Below are 15,169 nucleotides of genomic sequence, written 5' to 3' on the forward strand. Positions count from 1 at the left end.
AATGAAGGCCTCCCCGGATTGCCGGTTCGGGTTCATCCAGGCCCGTTGCCGGAAGGCGTCGCCATCAGTGCCTGCAGATGGGCCACGCTGCACTCGGCCAGGGCCTGCAGGTCGTATCCGCCCTCCAGCATCGACACCACCCGGCCAGCGGCATGGCGGCGTGCCAGCGCGTGCAGTTCGCGGGTGATCCAGGCGAAATCGTCGGTCTCCAGCATCAGGTCGGCCTGCGGATCGCGCAGGTGGGCATCGAAGCCGGCCGAGATCAACAGCAGCTGGGGGCGGAAGTCGTCGATCGCCGGCAGCATCTCGTCGGCCCAGACGTTGCGGAAGCGGAAGCCACCACTGCCCGGTGGCAGCAGGATGTTCATCAGGTTGCCGGCGCCGCGGTCACGGCGCAGGCCGGATTCGGGGAACAGGCCTGCCTGATGGGTGCTGTAGTAGGACACCCGGGCGTCGTGCTGGAAGATGTCCTGGGTGCCGTTGCCGTGGTGGACATCGAAGTCGACCACCGCGATCCGCTCCAGACCGTGCCGGTCGCGGGCGTAGGCGGCGGCAATGGCGATGTTGTTGAGCAGGCAGAAGCCCATCGCGGTACTGCTGGTGGCATGGTGGCCGGGCGGGCGTACTGCGCAGAAGGCCAGTGGATCCTCACCCAGCATCACCGCATCGACGGCCGCGACCCCTGCGCCGGCGGCATGCACCGCGGCGCTGGCCGAGCCTGGCGAGGTCCAGGTATCCATGTCCAGCTGGCGCAGCGGCGCGGTCTGCGGTTGCAGCACCAGATCCAGCAGCGCGCTGTCGTGGACCCGGGTCAGTTCGCCGAACTTCGCCGGTGGCGCTTCGCGCCACTCCAGTTGGCCAGGGAAGGCCTCATGCAGCGCATCGAGCACCACCTGCAGGCGTTGCGGGCATTCAGGATGGCCAGGGCCGGGATCGTGCAGCAGGCAGGCGGGATGGGTGAAGACCAGCATGGCGGCTCAGCGCTGGCGATGCTGTGGTTGCCACAGCGCTTCGCCGTGGCCATCGGCCCGTGCCAGTACCCGGGCCAGCACGAACAGCAGGTCTGACAGCCGGTTGAGGTACTGCAGCGCTTCGCTGCGTACCGGTTCCACCCGGGCCAGGGCGACCGTGTCGCGCTCGGCGCGGCGGACCACGGTACGGGCCATGTGGCAGCGCGCGGCGGCCTCGCCACCGGCTGGCAGGATGAACTCCTTCAGCATCGGCAGGTCGGCGTTGTAGTGGTCCAGCTGCTGTTCCAGCGCCGATACGTCGGCGGCGTGGATCGCAGCATGGCCGGGAACGCACAGTTCGGCGCCCAGATCGAACAGCTGGTGCTGCAGGTGCACGACCAGCGCGCGGACGTCTTCCGGCAGCGGCACGGCCAGCAACAGGCCGAGCGTGGCATTGGCTTCGTCGACGGTGCCATAGGAGGCAACACGCAGATCGTCCTTGCCGACCCGGCTGCCGTCACCCAGGCCGGTGCTGCCGTCGTCGCCGGTGCGGGTGTAGATGCGCGAGAGGCGATGACCCATGGCGCGGCTCAGTGATGGATGTCGCGGCGGGCCTGCAGGAGCTTGAGCACCTGCTCCACGGCCAGCTGCAGTGCGGCGGCCAGGGCCACGTAGATCGCGGTGGTGCGCAGGTAGGGGCCGAACCACTGTGCGTAGTTCTGCGCCCAGCCGGCCATGGTGGGCTCGGCCACGTTCTGGCTGGTCCAGTAGAAACCACCCTGTGCCAGCAGATGGCACAGCGCCACCGACGTCACCAGCAGCAACGCACCCTTGCCCAGCACCGACCACTGCGCACTGCGGTAATTGCGGCCCAGCAGCATGCCGCCGGCCCACATGGCGAAGTACGCCGGCAACAGCAGCCAGTAGCCCGGCGACACGCAGTAGTGCTGCCAGAAATCGAGGCCGCTGCTGCGGATCACGATCCAGTCGACCAGCACCGCGAACACCATCAGCAGCGGGAACGCCCAGCGGGTCCAGCGGGCGAGGTAGAAGCCGCCGATGAAGAACACGGCCCAGGAGGCGTCCGGGATTGCCGCGAAGTGATTGACGCGGGTCGCCGCCAGCAACAGCACGAGCACTGACAGGACGAAGGCGCGGGGTGCGGAGTCGGACATGGCGGTGGGGGCCGGAGCGGATTCAGGTTTCATTCTAGCCCGGCGCGACGCTTGGCGCAGGCGGGGCCGTGCCGGGCATGCAGGCGCGGCGAGCGCGTATCATGCGCCCATGAGTGAACGACATGACGTGCTGATCGTCGGTGGGGGTCTGGTGGGTGCCAGCCTGGCCATCGCCCTGGACCGGCTGGGCCGCGACGTGGGCCTTCTCGAGGCCAGTCCGGCTGGCGAACTGCCAGCAGTGTTCGACCAGCGCAACCTCAGTTTTGCCGCAGCCACCATCAACGCGCTGACCGCGCTGGGGGTCATGCAGAAGCTGTCGATGGCGCCAGGCCCGATCCGCCGCATCCATGTCAGCCGCGCCGGTGATTTCGGCCGCGTGCAGCTCGATGCAGCGGACTACGATCGGCCATGGTTCGGCCAGGTGGTAGTGGCGCGTGATTTCGGCCAGGCGCTGGAAAGCCGGCTGCAGGAGCTGCCACGGCTGCGCCGCTACCGGCCGATGCGTTTCCTTGGCCTGGGCGAAGTGATTGACGGCTACCGCCAGGTGCGGGTGGCCGACGACAGCGGCGAGCGCATGCTGTTGGCGCGGCTGGTGGTCGGTGCCGACGGCACCAGCAGCGGCGTGCGCGATGCGTTGGGCATCGAGGTCGATCGCCACGATTTCCAGCAGACGCTGTTCGTGGCCCGCGTGCGCAGCCAGCGTGCCCCCGATGGCACTGCGTGGGAGCGCTTCACCGATACCGGGCCGACGGCGTTGCTGCCGCGTGGCGACCGCCATTTCGGCACCGTGCACGGCGTTGCCCGTGACCAGGCCGAGGCGGTGATGGCGCTGGACGACACAGCTTGGCTGCAGCGCCTGCAGCAGGCCATCGGCTGGCGCGCGGGTCGCCTGCTTGACTCTGGTCCGCGCAGCGCCTATCCGCTGATCCAGGTACTGGCGCGCGCGCTGGTGGGGGAGCGCACGGTGCTGCTTGGCAACGCCGCGCAGACCATCCACCCCCTGGGTGCGCAGGGCTTCAACCTCGGCCTGCGCGATGCGTTGACGTTGGCCGAGCTGCTGGAAGTGGAGGGCGACGCCGGCAGTGATGCGCTGCTGCGGTCCTACGTAGCCCGCCGCGAGGAGGACCGCCGGCAGACGGTGGCGTTCTCCGGTGGTCTTGCCCGGCTGACCAGCAATCCGGCGCCGCTGCTGCGCCCCCTGCGCAGCCTGGGCCTGGTCGCCGCACAGCGCGCCTCGGTGCAGTCGATGCTGGTTGGCGGTGCAATGGGCTTCCGTGGCGACGTGCCGCGCCTGTGCCGTGGAGAAGCTGCATGAACCGCCGCGCACGCCTGGACGTAGTAATTGTGGGCGGCGGTGTGGTCGGTGCTGCCTGTGCGCTGGCCCTGGCCGATGCTGGTCTTGCAGTGGCATTGGTGGAGGGCCGTGAACCTGCGCCGTGGCAGGCCGTACAGCCGGATCTGCGGGTGTTCGCCTTCGCCGCCGACAACGTGCAGTTGCTGCAGCGACTCGGCGTGTGGCCGACGATCGCGCAGGCGCGCGCCTGGCCGTACCGGCGCATGCAGGTGTGGGATGCGGCCGGTGGCGACGACCTGCTGTTCGACGCGGACCGCTTCGGCCGTCGCGAACTGGGTTTCATCGTCGAGAACGGCTTGCTGCAGGATCGCCTGTGGGCGGCGCTGCCGGCCGCCGGCGTGGAGCTGCATTGCCCGGCACGCGTGGAAGCGCTTGAGCAGGACGAGCACGGTGTGCGCCTGCGCCTGGATGATGGCCGTCGCATCGAAGCCGCGCTGGCCGTGGCCGCCGACGGTGCGGAATCGACCCTGCGCGGACTGGCCGGGATCGAGGTCGAGCGCCACGATTACCAGCAGCGCGGCGTGGTCGCCTATGTGGACAGCGAGCTGCCCAACCAGGCGACGGCCTGGCAGCGCTTCCTGCCGACCGGCCCGCTGGCGCTGCTGCCGGTGGCCGAGCGTCGCAGCTCCATCGTCTGGACGTTGCCCGACGACGAAGCGGCACGCGTACTGGCGCTGGACGAAGACGCATTCAATCGTGAACTGACCCGTGCCTTTGCCGCGCGCCTGGGTGAGCTGCGGCTGGCCTCGCCGCGCGCGGCGTTCCCGCTGCGCCGGCAGCTGGCCCGCCACTACGTGGCCGGTCGCGTGCTGGCGCTGGGCGATGCCGCCCACGTAGTGCATCCGCTGGCCGGGCAGGGCGTCAACCTCGGCCTGCGCGACGTCGCCGCCCTGCAGCACTGGCTGGCGCCGTCCGCCGCACGTCGTGGGCAGCCACGGTTGTCGCCGCAGCGTCTGCAGCGCTGGGCGCGTGAGCGTCGCAGCGACAACCAGATCGCTGCTTACAGCTTCGACGCGATCAACCGACTGTTCTCCAACGACGAGATGCACCTGACCCTGGCGCGTGGACGCGCGCTGGGCTGTGCGGGCAAGTGGCCGCCGCTGGTGCAGGCCTTCTGGAAGCGCGCCGCAGGGGTATGACCGCGGGGTGCCAACCAAGGTTGGCAAGTACCAACCACGGGTGATGCGGGCCCGCGCCGAATCGCTTCTGGTAGACGCCAACCTTGGTTGGCGCGCGTGCCCCGGATCATCCACCGGTAGCGCCGGGCCATGCCCGGCGAGCGCGCAGCGCGGTTCATGGATCCCGCCGGGCATGGCCCGGCGCTACCGCCGTCGGTAGATCCACGCCATGCGTGGATACCGTTACCGCAGCGGCGTCAATCCACCAGCCAACCGGCCAGATCGGCGCGGTCCAGCTTGCCGCGACGCTTCACGTCCAATGCGTTGAACTCGTCGGCAAGCGCCGGGTTCACCTGCGCCTCCTCACGGCTGATGAAGCCATCACCGTCCACGTCCAGCTCGGCGAAACGCATGCGGTACTGGCCGACCACGCTGGCCGGCGCCACCGAACGCACCGTTACCGGGGTTTCGCCCAGCGGCACCACGATGTCGACGCTGCCGGTCACCCGGCCGGCCGACAGCGACTGCTGGCGGACCACGCCACTGTCATCGCGCAGCGGAGCACTCTGCGCCGGCTGCGGGCGCACCGGCTGTGCCAGTGCCGGCGATGCCAGCAACGCGGTACACAGCAGCAGGGAAATGCGCGGGGTGTTCATCAGCGCAGCGGCGACGCCAGCACCGTGATTTCCTCACGGTCGTGGTACAGCTGCTTGGCACGCACCACCAGCGGCTTGCCGGCCTGGTCCTGGAACAGGTCCAGGCACAGGCGCGTTTCGTCCCAGCGCTTCTTCATCGGCAGCTTCAGGTTGAAAATCGCGTGCTTGCACCAGCCTTCGCGGAACCAGGTGGCCATGCGTTCGGCGACGCGACGCGGTTGCTCGACCATGTCGCAGACCATCCAGTCCAGCGGCTGCTCCGGGTGCCAATGGAAGCCATCGGCACGCAGGTGTTCGACCAGGCCGGTGTCCAGTACGTGCTGGCGCAGCGGGCCGTTGTCGATGCTCAGCACATGCACGTGCTGGCGGGTCAGCACCCAGGTCCAGCCGCCCGGCGCTGCGCCGAGGTCGGCCGCACGCATGCCCGGGCGAACCAGCGCTTCGCGTTCTTCCGGGGCAAGCAGCGTCAGCAGTGCCTCATCCAGCTTCAATGCCGAGCGCGAGGGTGCGTCGGGCAACAGCTTCAGGCGCGGAATGCCCAATGCCCAGGGTGCACTATCGTCCGGGTTGGCCACGCAGATGAAAGCGTGCGTGCCATCGACGAACACCACGTGCAGGCGCGGCAGGCGTGCGTTGGGTTTGTCGCTGAGTTTGCCGGCCTTGCGCAGCGCCGGGCGCAGGGCATTGCCGAACGCACGCGCCAGTCCGGACAGCGGTTTGCCAGCGTCCGAATCCGGATGCTCCACCCACAGATCACCAAAGCGCGGCGCATCGGCCAGCACGTCCAGCATCGGGGTGATGCGGTCGGCGGGGTCCAGCTGCGGCAGCTCGGCCAGCACCACCAGCTTCTGGCGGGCGAAGATCAGCTCGCGCCACGGCAGTCGCGGTGCAAGCGCTGCGGCTTCGTCGCACATGAAGAGCACGTAGCCATCATTGCGCTGGGTACGGGCGTAACCGGCAAAGCCGGCGGCACCTGCGCGGAACTGCAGTTCGCCGGCCAGCTCCGGCTCGAAGCCCTGCCGGCACAGGCACAGCAGGCCGATGCCGGCCTCAGTAACGGGCGCCATCGCTTTCCCCATAGGCACGCAGCACGCTGCGCGCCGCATCGCGGTTCAGACCCTGCACCACCTCGATGCCGCGCTTGTTGAGCTCACCCACCCAGTCGGCCGGCAGCGGGCCTTCATCGAACGGGGTCAGCTCTTCCACGTCGGCCGAACTGGCACCGATCAGCAGGCGGTCGATGCCGGCCCACACGGTGGCGCCGTAGCACTGGCAGCACGGCTGCGAGCTGGTGGCCAGGGTGATCGGCGACAGCACCGCGTTCAGGCGCGGGGTCTGCAGGCGCTGCTGGGCCAGCATGTAGGCCATGTTCTCGGCGTGCGCCAGCGAGGTCGAGTGCGGCATCACCCGGTTCACGCCGGCGGCGATCACCTTGTCATCCGGCCCGAACACCACGGCGCCGAACGGGCCGCCACTGGCGTGGTCGACATTCAACCGCGACAGCTCGATCGCCAGCGCGACCTTGGCCTCGTCGCCCGGATATCGACGATCCAGGTCGATCTGGTCGTGGATCCAGGCGGGAAGGGTCAGGTGGACTTGCGCGTACAGCATCGCGGGGGTGCCTCGTTGGGAGTGAAAGGAACAGGTGCAGCAGATGTCGGCGCGCAGTGTAGCGGCAGTGGCATGTACCGGGCGTGCGCGCTGGATTCAGGCCGGTGACGGTGAGCCGGTGCGGATCACCACGTACTGCTTGCGGAACTCCAGCCCCGCCTGCGGCCAGCGCGCGGCGTAGGCGCGCAGCAGCGGCAGGGCAGGGGCGAAGTCATGGCCGTTGACCCGGCAGTCGGCTTCGCACTGGCCCTGCTCGTCGCGCGACGCGAACAGGCGGATGGCCAGGAAGTGGTGGGCCTTCAGCAGGTCGTCGAAGGCGTCGATGCTCTTGGTGAACAGGCAGCAGGGGCAGGAACCGTGGTCGTCCTCGCTGCACGCGGCAGCGTCGTCCAGTTCGCGGGCGCGGTAATGGGCCAGCGGCCCCAGCACCACGGTGCGCTCGTGTTCTTGGCCTTCGTCGCCGGTCGGATAGGTCAGCCCCATCATCGGCAGATCCGGTGCGTCTTCGGCGCCGACGGCGGCCTGCAGGGTCGCCAGATCCACGCGCACCCAGGTGTCGAAACCGGACAGCAACGACTCCTGTTCGGTCGCGCCATTGGCGTGCTGGTACTCGAACAGGCCATCGGCGAACAGGCCGGCGTGGCGGGTCTCGATGACGGTGGAGGTCTGCCAGCCGCCGTTGTCGCGTTCGTTGCTGGCGACGCTGTGTGGCGTCAGGTACAGGCCGCTGTCGAGTCGCAGGTCGTCGCCCTCGACGGTGCAGGCGATGTCACGGCCCAGCAGGACCTGTTGCAGCAGCGGCAGAAGTGCACTCGGGGCAGCGGACATGGCAGGGCCTGACAGGGGCAAGGAGGGGATGATGATGCAGACAGCGGTTGCGCGGTGGCATTGCGTGCCTGCGCTCGCGCAGCAGGGCCCGCCGTTACCGCAGGTCGGCTACGCGGGCTTCAGCAGAGGATGAGGCAGTAGCGAGATGACGCGGGCGCCTTTGCGGCGCCCGCGCAGGTGCTCAGGCCGACCAGGTGTCGCGCAGGGTCACGCTGCGGTTGAACACCGGCTTGGCTTCGGTGTGGTCGCGGCGGTCGGCAACGAAGTAGCCGGTGCGCTCGAACTGGAACGATTGTTCCGGCGCAGCGGTGGCGGCAGCCGGCTCGACATAGCCGGTGACGGTGCGGCGCGATTCCGGGTTGAGGTAGTCGCGGTAGGTCTTGCCTTCCGATTCGTCGTCCGGGTTGGGCACCGAGAACAGGCGGTCGTACAGGCGGATCTCGGTCGGCACGCCATGCACGGCGCTGACCCAGTGGATGGTGCCCTTGACCTTGCGGTTGGCGCCTTCCATGCCCGGGCGCGATTCCGGATCCAGCCAGCCGCGCAGCTCGGTGATGGTGCCGTCGGCATCCTTGATCACGTCATCGCAGCGGATGATGCCGGCGCCGCGCAGGCGCACTTCGCCACCAGGAACCAGGCGCTTCCAGCCCTTCGGCGGCACTTCGGCGAAGTCCTCGCGGTCGATCCACACCTCACGTGCGAATGGCACTTCGCGGGTACCGAAGCTTTCGTCCTTCGGGTGGTTGCTGAAGGTCAGCTGCTCTTCGTGGCCTTCGGCCAGGTTGGTCAGCACCAGCTTGACCGGGTCGACCACGGCCATGCGACGCGGCGCGGCGCTGTCCAGGTCTTCGCGCAGCGCGCCTTCCAGCACGCTGAAATCGATCATCGAATTCTGCTTGCTGATGCCCACGCGCTCGGCGAACAGGCGCATCGCCGCCGGCGTGTAGCCACGGCGACGCAGGCCCTGCAGGGTCGGCATGCGCGGGTCTTCCCAGCCGTCCACCAGCTGTTCGGTGACCAGCGCCATCAGCTTGCGCTTGCTCATCACCGTGTAGTTGATGTTCAGGCGCGAGAACTCGATCTGGCGCGGCTTGGCCGCTTCGCGCGGCAGGCCGGCGTCGACCAGCGGCTGGGTCAGCGCGTCATCGTGGGCGAAGTCGACGTTGTCCACGCACCAGTCGTACAGCGGGCGATGGTCTTCGAATTCCAGCGTGCACAGCGAGTGGGTGATGCCCTCGATCGAATCGCCCAGTGCATGGGCGAAGTCGTACATCGGGTAGATCGGCCACGCGTTGCCGGTGTTCTGGTGCTCGACGTGCTTGATGCGGTACAGCGCCGGATCACGCAGGTTGATGTTGCCGCTGGCCATGTCGATCTTGGCGCGCACGGTGCGCGCGCCATCGGGGAACTCACCGGCACGCATGCGGCGGAACAGGTCGAGGTTTTCCTCGACGCTGCGGTCGCGGTACGGCGAGGGACGACCCGGTTCGGTCAGGGTGCCGCGGTAGGCGCGCACTTCCTCGGCCGACAGGTCGCACACATAGGCCTTGCCGTCGGCGATCAGCTTCTCGGCGGCCAGGTAATAGGTCTGGAAGTAGTCCGAGGCGTGGCGCAGCTCGTTCCATTCAAAGCCCAGCCAGCGCACGTCGTCCTGGATCGCGGCCACGTACTCCGGGTCTTCCTTGGCCGGGTTGGTGTCGTCGAAACGCAGGTTGCAGACGCCGCTGAACTCACCGGCGATGCCGAAGTTCAGGCAGATCGACTTGGCATGGCCGATGTGCAGGTAACCGTTTGGCTCCGGCGGGAAGCGGGTCTTGATCGCCTGGTGCTTTCCGCTGGCCAGGTCCTCGCGCACGATCTGGCGGATGAAATCGCGCTTCTCGTGGCTGTCGGCGGGGGTCTCGGGGCTGGCGGGGGTGTGCTCTGACATGAGTCGGCGAAAGAAAGGCAGAAAGATTGCCAGTCTAACGCTTACCGGGAAGGGCTGCCCGGGTTGCCGCTACGCTCGCCGGGCATGGCCCGGCGCTTCCATCCCGCACCGGTAGCGCCGGGCCATGCCCGGCGAGCGCAGCGGCACCATTCAGCCCCCGGGCGTATGCTGGAATCCTGTCCCACGGAGCCGCCCCATGCACATCGTGTACAAGGCCGACAATCTGTTCGACGCCCACCTGGTCAAGCACGCGCTGGAAGACGCCGGCATCCCGGCCTTCGTGTTCGGTGAGTCGCTGCTGGGTGGCATGGGTGAGCTGCCGCTGTTCGGCGTTCTGCGGGTCGGTATCCCCGACGCCGCGCGCCCGCAGGCCGAGGACATCGTCGCCGCGCTGGACTTGGGCCACGCCCCCGGCGACCCCATTTCAGATGCTGACGACATTGCCGGCCTTCCGGCGTAGGAGCGCATCATGTTGGGAATCGGACAGGGCATCCTCGGCATCGGGGCCTTCAAGCAGCGCCTGCCGCGCCCGGAAGAAGCGCTGCCGGGCCGCGAGCAACCGCTGCCGCTGCACAGCAACCAGCACTTCGTGAACAGCCATCCGCTGAAGGACCGGTTCGCCGGCCTGCAGCAGATCCGCTTCGCCTTGGGCTGCTTCTGGGGCGCCGAGCGCAAGTTCTGGAGCGAACCGGGCGTGTACAGCACCTCGGTGGGCTATGCCGGCGGCATCACCCCGAACCCCACCTATGAAGAGGTCTGTTCAGGCCTGACCGGCCACACCGAGGTGGTGCAGGTGGTGTTCGACCCGGCGGTGGTGAGTCTGGAGCGGCTGCTGCAGCTGTTCTGGGAGAGCCACGACCCGACCCAGGGCATGCGCCAGGGCAACGACACCGGCACCCAGTACCGTTCGGCGATCCACGCCACCGATGAGGCGCAGTACGCGGCGGCGCTGGTCAGCCGCGAGGCCTACCAGGCGCAGTTGGCTGCAGCGGGCTATGGCCCGATCACCACCGAGATCGTGTACCCGGCGCCTGAGTACTACTACGCCGAGGATTATCACCAGCAGTACCTGGCGAAGAATCCGAACGGTTACTGCGGCATCGGCGGTACCGGCGTGAGCTGCCCGATCGGGCTGGATGTGGAGGTGCCGCGCTGACGCGCGGTGGTCCGCCTGCGGCGGGCAGAAGCTGAAAGCAACGGCCAAAGCCAAAGCCAAAGCCAAAGCGGCTCTGGGTTGCTGTGGGTTTGGCGGGACGGGTACAGATGGCGGGACACGCCGTAAACCCATCCTTGGGGGCTCGGCCACGGCATCCATGCCGTGGACGGTCCCGCCATCTGCACCCGTCCCGCCTTCGACAGATTCCCGGTGACGGTGGGCAAGAGCATTGGTTACTGACGAACTGATGGAAAAGAAAAAGGACGCGGCCTTCGCCGCGTCCTTTTTCTTTGGTTCTGCAGTGCCCTTTGTAGAGCCGAGCCATGCTCGGCTACGAGCAAGCAGAGCGCGCGACCCGCTTTTGCTCTTCTTTTCCTTCTTCCGTGGCGGACCGCCGCAGGAAACTGTCAGAGGTCGGGCGGGTTGGGTTCGCGGGGGTGTCCGCCGCATGGATGCGGCGGCCAAGCCTTATCTGATTGGAATCTGGCAGCGTAGGTGTCGAGAGCCGGCGTGGGCCGCCGTGTAAGCCTGGATCTCGACGATCGCCTTGGAGCTTGGCGCCCACGCCGGAATCTCCCTTGATCCGCCCGAACAGTTGCTGGAGCTGACACTCGCAGTAATAAGACTGGGCAAGCGGGGGAGCTCTCGACCCTTCCAGACTATACGGAGTCCGGTGATGAACGGGATCGGGATTGATGTCAGCAAGCGCCAACTGGATGTCGGCACGACGGACGGAGAGGTGCTGCAGGTCAGCAATAGCGCTTCGGGTTTCGCTGAATTGGATCTCTGGTTGAGGAAACATCCGGTGAGCCAGATCGTGCTGGAGGCCACTGGGGGCTACGAACAGTCAGTACTGAACTTCCTGCACAACGCCGGTCATGCGGTGGTCCGTGCCAACGCGCTGCGGGCTCGCAGGCTGGCCCAGGGAATGGGCCAGGTGGCCAAGACCGACCGTCTGGATGCCTATGCATTGGCGCAGATGGCGGCCTTGGTGAAACTGCCCGCTTATCAGCCACTGGAGCCCTGGCAGCAAAAGCTGCGGGAATTTGTGCGGGCGCGTCGACAGACGATGGAAGCCCTGACCGTAGCGCGCCAGCAGCAGGAGATGGTGACCGATCGTGAGTTGCGCCGACTGCTGCAAGCCAACATCAGCCGCCTGCAGAGGATGGTTGGGCGTTTGGGACAGCAGATTGCCGAGCAGGTTGCCCAGCAACCTCAGCTGGCGGTACTGAAGTCGATCAAAGGCGTGGGCCCTGTCCTGCAGGCGGTATTGGCCAGCTATCTGCCGGAGCTGGGCAAGATCAGCGGCAAGGCCATCGCCAGTCTGGTCGGTGTAGCACCCATGTCCCACGACAGCGGAACCATGCGCGGCAAACGAAGCATCCATGGCGGCAGGGCCGAGATCCGTCAGGTGCTTTACATGGCCAGCATGTCGGCCATGCGGCATGAACCTCAACTGCGCGATTTCTACCAGTCGCTGCGAGCCCGAGGCAAAGAAGGAAAAGTAGCCATCGTGGCGGTGATGCGGAAGATGCTGGTGATTCTCAACGCCCGCATGCGTGACGCTCAAGGCGGATCGATCCCCGCCTGAAGCCAGTCTGCGCGTGCCCCAAAAGGCTGCCGGCCAGCGGCCGGCACTACCGTGCGTGACTGTCGGAGGGGCCGAGGCCCCTCTCTCAACACAGTTGCTCCAGGGACGGATTCACGGCGTCCCCCGCGAACCCAACCCGCCCGACCCAGCACGGCTGTTGCTTCATGCTTTTCGCGACCAACCGATCCGCCACGAGGGGCTCAGCCGTTGGCCGGAATCACAGCGCCTCGCGAATCCGCTGACGCAGCGCTTCCAGATCCTTGGCAAACGCATCGATACCCGTTGCCAGCTTCTCGGTTGCCATCGGATCGGCCGCCAGGTCCGCAGCGAACGTCGCCGCGTCGATCGGCGTCACCTGCACCGCCTCAGCGGCACCGGCCACCAGCTTGCGCGGCAGCACGCCGTGGTCGGCATCCAGCTTCTCCAGCAGGTCCGGCGAAATGGTCAGGCGGTCGCAGCCGGCCAGCGCTTCGATCTGCGCGGTCGAACGGAACGAGGCACCCATCACCACGGTCGGCGAACCGCGGCGCTTGAATTCGGCATACACACCACGCACGAACACCACGCCCGGGTCCTCGTCGATGTTCGCCGGGGTCTGGCCGTTGGCCACGTACCAGTCGAGGATGCGGCCGACGAACGGCGAGATCAGGAACGCGCCGGCTTCGCTGCAGGCGAGTGCCTGGGTCGGGTTGAAGATCAGGGTCAGGTTGCAGTCGATACCTTCGGCCTGCAGCACGCGCGCGGCTTCCACGCCTTCCCAGGTCGCAGCGATCTTGATCAGGATCTTCTCGCGCGGCACGCCGGCATCGGCGTACATCTGGATGAACTGGCGGGCTTTGGCCACGGTCGCGGCGGTGTCGTGGGCCTGGTCGGCGTCCACTTCGGTGGACACGCGGCCTGGTACCAGCGTGCTCAGCAGCGCGCCGACGCCGATGGTCAGGCGGTCGGCCACGGCGTGCACCACGGTCTCGCGGTCGCCGCCCTGCTGACGGCCCCAGGCCAGTTCGCGTTCGATCAGTTCTGCATAGACCGGCAGGTCCAGTGCCTTCTTCACCAGGGTCGGATTGGTGGTGCAGTCCACCGGCTGCAGGCGCTTGATCGCCTCGTAGTCACCGGTATCGGCAACGACCACGGACAGTTCGCGCAGCTGGGACAGTTTGGACGGGGTACTCATTACGGCTCCTGGTGCGGGGATTGCAGGGAAACTGATCGCGCGCGGTACGCAGCGCAGGTCAGGGACGGTCGTTGTGGACCGCGCTCACGCGCAGCCGCAGCTTGCGGCCGCCGGGGGCGGTCCAGTCGATGCTCTGGCCCACGGCCAGGCCAAGCAGGGCGCTGCCGACGGGCGCCAGCACGGACACCTTGCCTTCATCGACATTGGCTTCGCGGGGGAAGACCAGGGTCAGGACATGTTTCTCGCCCGACACTTCATCTTCGCACTCCACGCGCGAATGCATCATGACGATGCCTTCGGGAATCTGGTCTGGCGGCAACACGGTCGCCCGGTTGAGTTCGTCGGCAAGCGCACGCGCGGCCGGCGTCTGGCTGTTTGCCGGAGATTCGAGCATGGCGTCCAGGCGGTCCATGTCGAGGGTGGAAACGGTGATCGACGGCGGCAGGCCGCTGGCGGTGTTCATGGTGACGCTCCTTGGTTGAAAGCCATGCAAAAGGCGGCACCTGCTGGCGCCGCCTGACTGTATTGTGGGGACAAATGCGGCCGGAATCGACTCCCGGCGGTTTCGAGGCCCGGCTGCGGTGTCTCAGCCGTTCAGCACCGGCGTGGGCGGGGTGGCAGCATCGCCGTTGGCCGGGGCCAGCGCCTCCAGCGTGAACAGCGCATCGGGCAGGCGCTTGAACTGCTCGGCCAGCTCCATCAGGAACTCGTTCATCGCCGAGCTGCGGCGCCAGATCATGGCGATGCGCCGGCTGGGACGGCCCTCGCCGACGAAGTCGAGCAGGCGGATGTTGTTCGAGCGCGGCACCGGCGGCTGCACCGACAGGCTGGGCAGCAGGGTGATGCCGACGTCGGCAGCGACCATCTGTCGCAGTGTTTCCAGGCTGGTGGCGCGGAATTCGGACTTTTCATTGGCGCCGAACAGGCGACAGACTTCCAGCGCCTGGTCACGCAGGCAGTGGCCGTCTTCCAGCAGCAGCAGCTTCTGCGTGGCCAGTTCCTGTACGTCCAGATGCTCGCGCGTGGCCAGCGGATGGCGGCCGGACACGGCCAGCAGGAACGGCTCCTCGAACAGGAATTCGGCATGCAGCTGGTCGTCGATCACCGGCAGCGCCAACAGTGCGGCGTCCAGTTTGCCTTCGCGCAGGCGCTCCAGCAGCACATCGCTCTTTTCTTCCACCAGCAGCAGTTCCAGCTCGGGGAAGCGCGTGCGGATGCGCGGAATCACGTGCGGCAACAGGTACGGGCCCAGGGTGGGGAAGATCCCCAGGCGCACGGTACCCGCTTCCGGATCACGGCTGCGCCGCGCCGCTTCCTTCAGTTGTTCCACCTCGGACACGATCACCCGTGCCCGCGCGGCCGCTTCCTGGCCTGCAGGGGTCAACATCACCTTGCGCGGCGCGCGTTCCACCAGCGGCAGGCCCAGTTCTTCTTCCAGCTTGCGGATCTGCGTCGACAGCGTGGGCTGGCTGACGAAGCAGGAGGCGGCGGCCCGGCCGAAGTGCTTGTGATCGGCCAGGGCCACCAGGTATTTCAGGTCACGCAGGTTCATCCTCAGACCTCTCGGGGTACTGCACCGGCAGGGCGTGCCCAGTCGGTTGATGGTGCTCCCGATGGCCTGGGAAC

The 15,169-nt window shown here is 67.5% G+C and carries 16 protein-coding genes; 5 read left to right on the forward strand and 11 right to left on the reverse strand.

Annotated features, from left to right (window positions below; all coding sequences use genetic code 11):
* Positions 1 to 32: 32 nt before the first annotated feature.
* From QP457_RS03785 to QP457_RS03795, 3 genes are read right to left on the reverse strand one after another with little or no spacing between them, the layout of a single operon-like run.
* Positions 33 to 971 (reverse strand): histone deacetylase family protein, encoded by a 939-nt coding sequence (locus tag QP457_RS03785; protein WP_100551605.1) that lies wholly within the window; start codon positions 969 to 971, stop codon positions 33 to 35.
* Positions 972 to 977: 6 nt separating this feature from the next.
* Positions 978 to 1,532, reverse strand: a complete 555-nt coding sequence (locus tag QP457_RS03790; RefSeq protein WP_180166797.1) for a cob(I)yrinic acid a,c-diamide adenosyltransferase — start codon at positions 1,530 to 1,532, stop codon at positions 978 to 980.
* Between the two features lie 8 nt (positions 1,533 to 1,540).
* Entirely contained in the window at positions 1,541 to 2,125 is a 585-nt protein-coding gene (locus QP457_RS03795; RefSeq protein WP_180166798.1) for a hypothetical protein, read from the reverse strand.
* 109 nt (positions 2,126 to 2,234) lie between these two features.
* Between QP457_RS03795 and ubiH the strand changes: the two genes are divergently transcribed.
* Together ubiH and QP457_RS03805 are read left to right on the forward strand one after the other, a co-directional pair.
* Complete coding sequence (ubiH, locus tag QP457_RS03800; RefSeq protein WP_205406093.1) at positions 2,235 to 3,440, forward strand: 2-octaprenyl-6-methoxyphenyl hydroxylase; 1,206 nt, start codon at positions 2,235 to 2,237, stop codon at positions 3,438 to 3,440.
* Entirely contained in the window at positions 3,437 to 4,618 is a 1,182-nt protein-coding gene (locus tag QP457_RS03805; protein WP_205406094.1) for a UbiH/UbiF family hydroxylase, read from the forward strand. Before ubiH ends, QP457_RS03805 begins: the two co-directional genes overlap by 4 nt.
* A gap of 236 nt (positions 4,619 to 4,854) precedes the next feature.
* On the opposite strand, the gene QP457_RS03810 is transcribed toward QP457_RS03805, so the two are convergent.
* From QP457_RS03810 to QP457_RS03830, 5 genes are all read right to left on the reverse strand, one after another.
* Positions 4,855 to 5,253, reverse strand: coding sequence for an EF-hand domain-containing protein (locus QP457_RS03810; RefSeq protein WP_205406095.1), 399 nt, complete (start codon positions 5,251 to 5,253; stop codon positions 4,855 to 4,857).
* Positions 5,253 to 6,320, reverse strand: coding sequence for a 23S rRNA (cytidine(2498)-2'-O)-methyltransferase RlmM (gene rlmM, locus QP457_RS03815; RefSeq protein WP_205406096.1), 1,068 nt, complete (start codon positions 6,318 to 6,320; stop codon positions 5,253 to 5,255). The genes QP457_RS03810 and rlmM overlap by 1 nt, the downstream gene beginning before the upstream one ends.
* Positions 6,304 to 6,864 carry a nucleoside deaminase gene (locus QP457_RS03820; protein WP_033830398.1) on the reverse strand — a complete coding sequence of 187 codons (561 nt, stop codon included), beginning with the start codon at positions 6,862 to 6,864 and terminating at the stop codon, positions 6,304 to 6,306. Before QP457_RS03820 ends, rlmM begins: the two co-directional genes overlap by 17 nt.
* 96 nt (positions 6,865 to 6,960) lie before the next feature.
* A complete protein-coding gene (locus tag QP457_RS03825) occupies positions 6,961 to 7,692 on the reverse strand; it encodes a DUF6348 family protein (protein ID WP_205406097.1) in 732 nt (243 codons plus the stop codon).
* 181 nt (positions 7,693 to 7,873) lie between these two features.
* Positions 7,874 to 9,622, reverse strand: coding sequence for a glutamine--tRNA ligase/YqeY domain fusion protein (locus QP457_RS03830; protein WP_205406098.1), 1,749 nt, complete (start codon positions 9,620 to 9,622; stop codon positions 7,874 to 7,876).
* A 196-nt stretch (positions 9,623 to 9,818) separates the two neighbouring features.
* Here QP457_RS03830 and QP457_RS03835 point away from each other — a divergent pair, with 196 nt between their 5' ends.
* The 3 genes from QP457_RS03835 to QP457_RS03845 all read left to right on the forward strand — a co-directional run bounded on the left by QP457_RS03835 (position 9,819) and on the right by QP457_RS03845 (position 12,369).
* Positions 9,819 to 10,082: a DUF2007 domain-containing protein gene (locus tag QP457_RS03835; protein ID WP_089238899.1), complete on the forward strand. Its 264-nt coding sequence runs from the start codon at positions 9,819 to 9,821 to the stop codon at positions 10,080 to 10,082.
* Between the two features lie 30 nt (positions 10,083 to 10,112).
* The gene (msrA, locus tag QP457_RS03840; protein WP_205406106.1) at positions 10,113 to 10,778 is read left to right on the forward strand and encodes a peptide-methionine (S)-S-oxide reductase MsrA; all 666 of its coding nucleotides are present in this window, start codon (positions 10,113 to 10,115) and stop codon (positions 10,776 to 10,778) included.
* Positions 10,779 to 11,454: 676 nt separating this feature from the next.
* Positions 11,455 to 12,369 carry an IS110 family transposase gene (locus QP457_RS03845; RefSeq protein ID WP_286041606.1) on the forward strand — a complete coding sequence of 305 codons (915 nt, stop codon included), beginning with the start codon at positions 11,455 to 11,457 and terminating at the stop codon, positions 12,367 to 12,369.
* A 217-nt stretch (positions 12,370 to 12,586) separates the two neighbouring features.
* Here QP457_RS03845 and QP457_RS03850 read toward each other — a convergent pair whose 3' ends face one another.
* From QP457_RS03850 to QP457_RS03860, 3 genes are all read right to left on the reverse strand, one after another.
* On the reverse strand, positions 12,587 to 13,543 hold the full coding sequence (locus tag QP457_RS03850; RefSeq protein WP_100551613.1) for a transaldolase: 957 nt from the start codon (positions 13,541 to 13,543) through the stop codon (positions 12,587 to 12,589).
* Positions 13,544 to 13,601: 58 nt separating this feature from the next.
* A complete protein-coding gene (rnk, locus tag QP457_RS03855; protein WP_089238903.1) occupies positions 13,602 to 14,006 on the reverse strand; it encodes a nucleoside diphosphate kinase regulator in 405 nt (134 codons plus the stop codon).
* Positions 14,007 to 14,129: 123 nt separating this feature from the next.
* Positions 14,130 to 15,095, reverse strand: a complete 966-nt coding sequence (locus tag QP457_RS03860) for a LysR substrate-binding domain-containing protein (protein WP_205406443.1) — start codon at positions 15,093 to 15,095, stop codon at positions 14,130 to 14,132.
* Positions 15,096 to 15,169 lie beyond the last annotated feature (74 nt).

The organism is Stenotrophomonas sp. As-7, assembly GCF_030291015.1.
Lineage (GTDB): Bacteria > Pseudomonadota > Gammaproteobacteria > Xanthomonadales > Xanthomonadaceae > Stenotrophomonas > Stenotrophomonas lactitubi.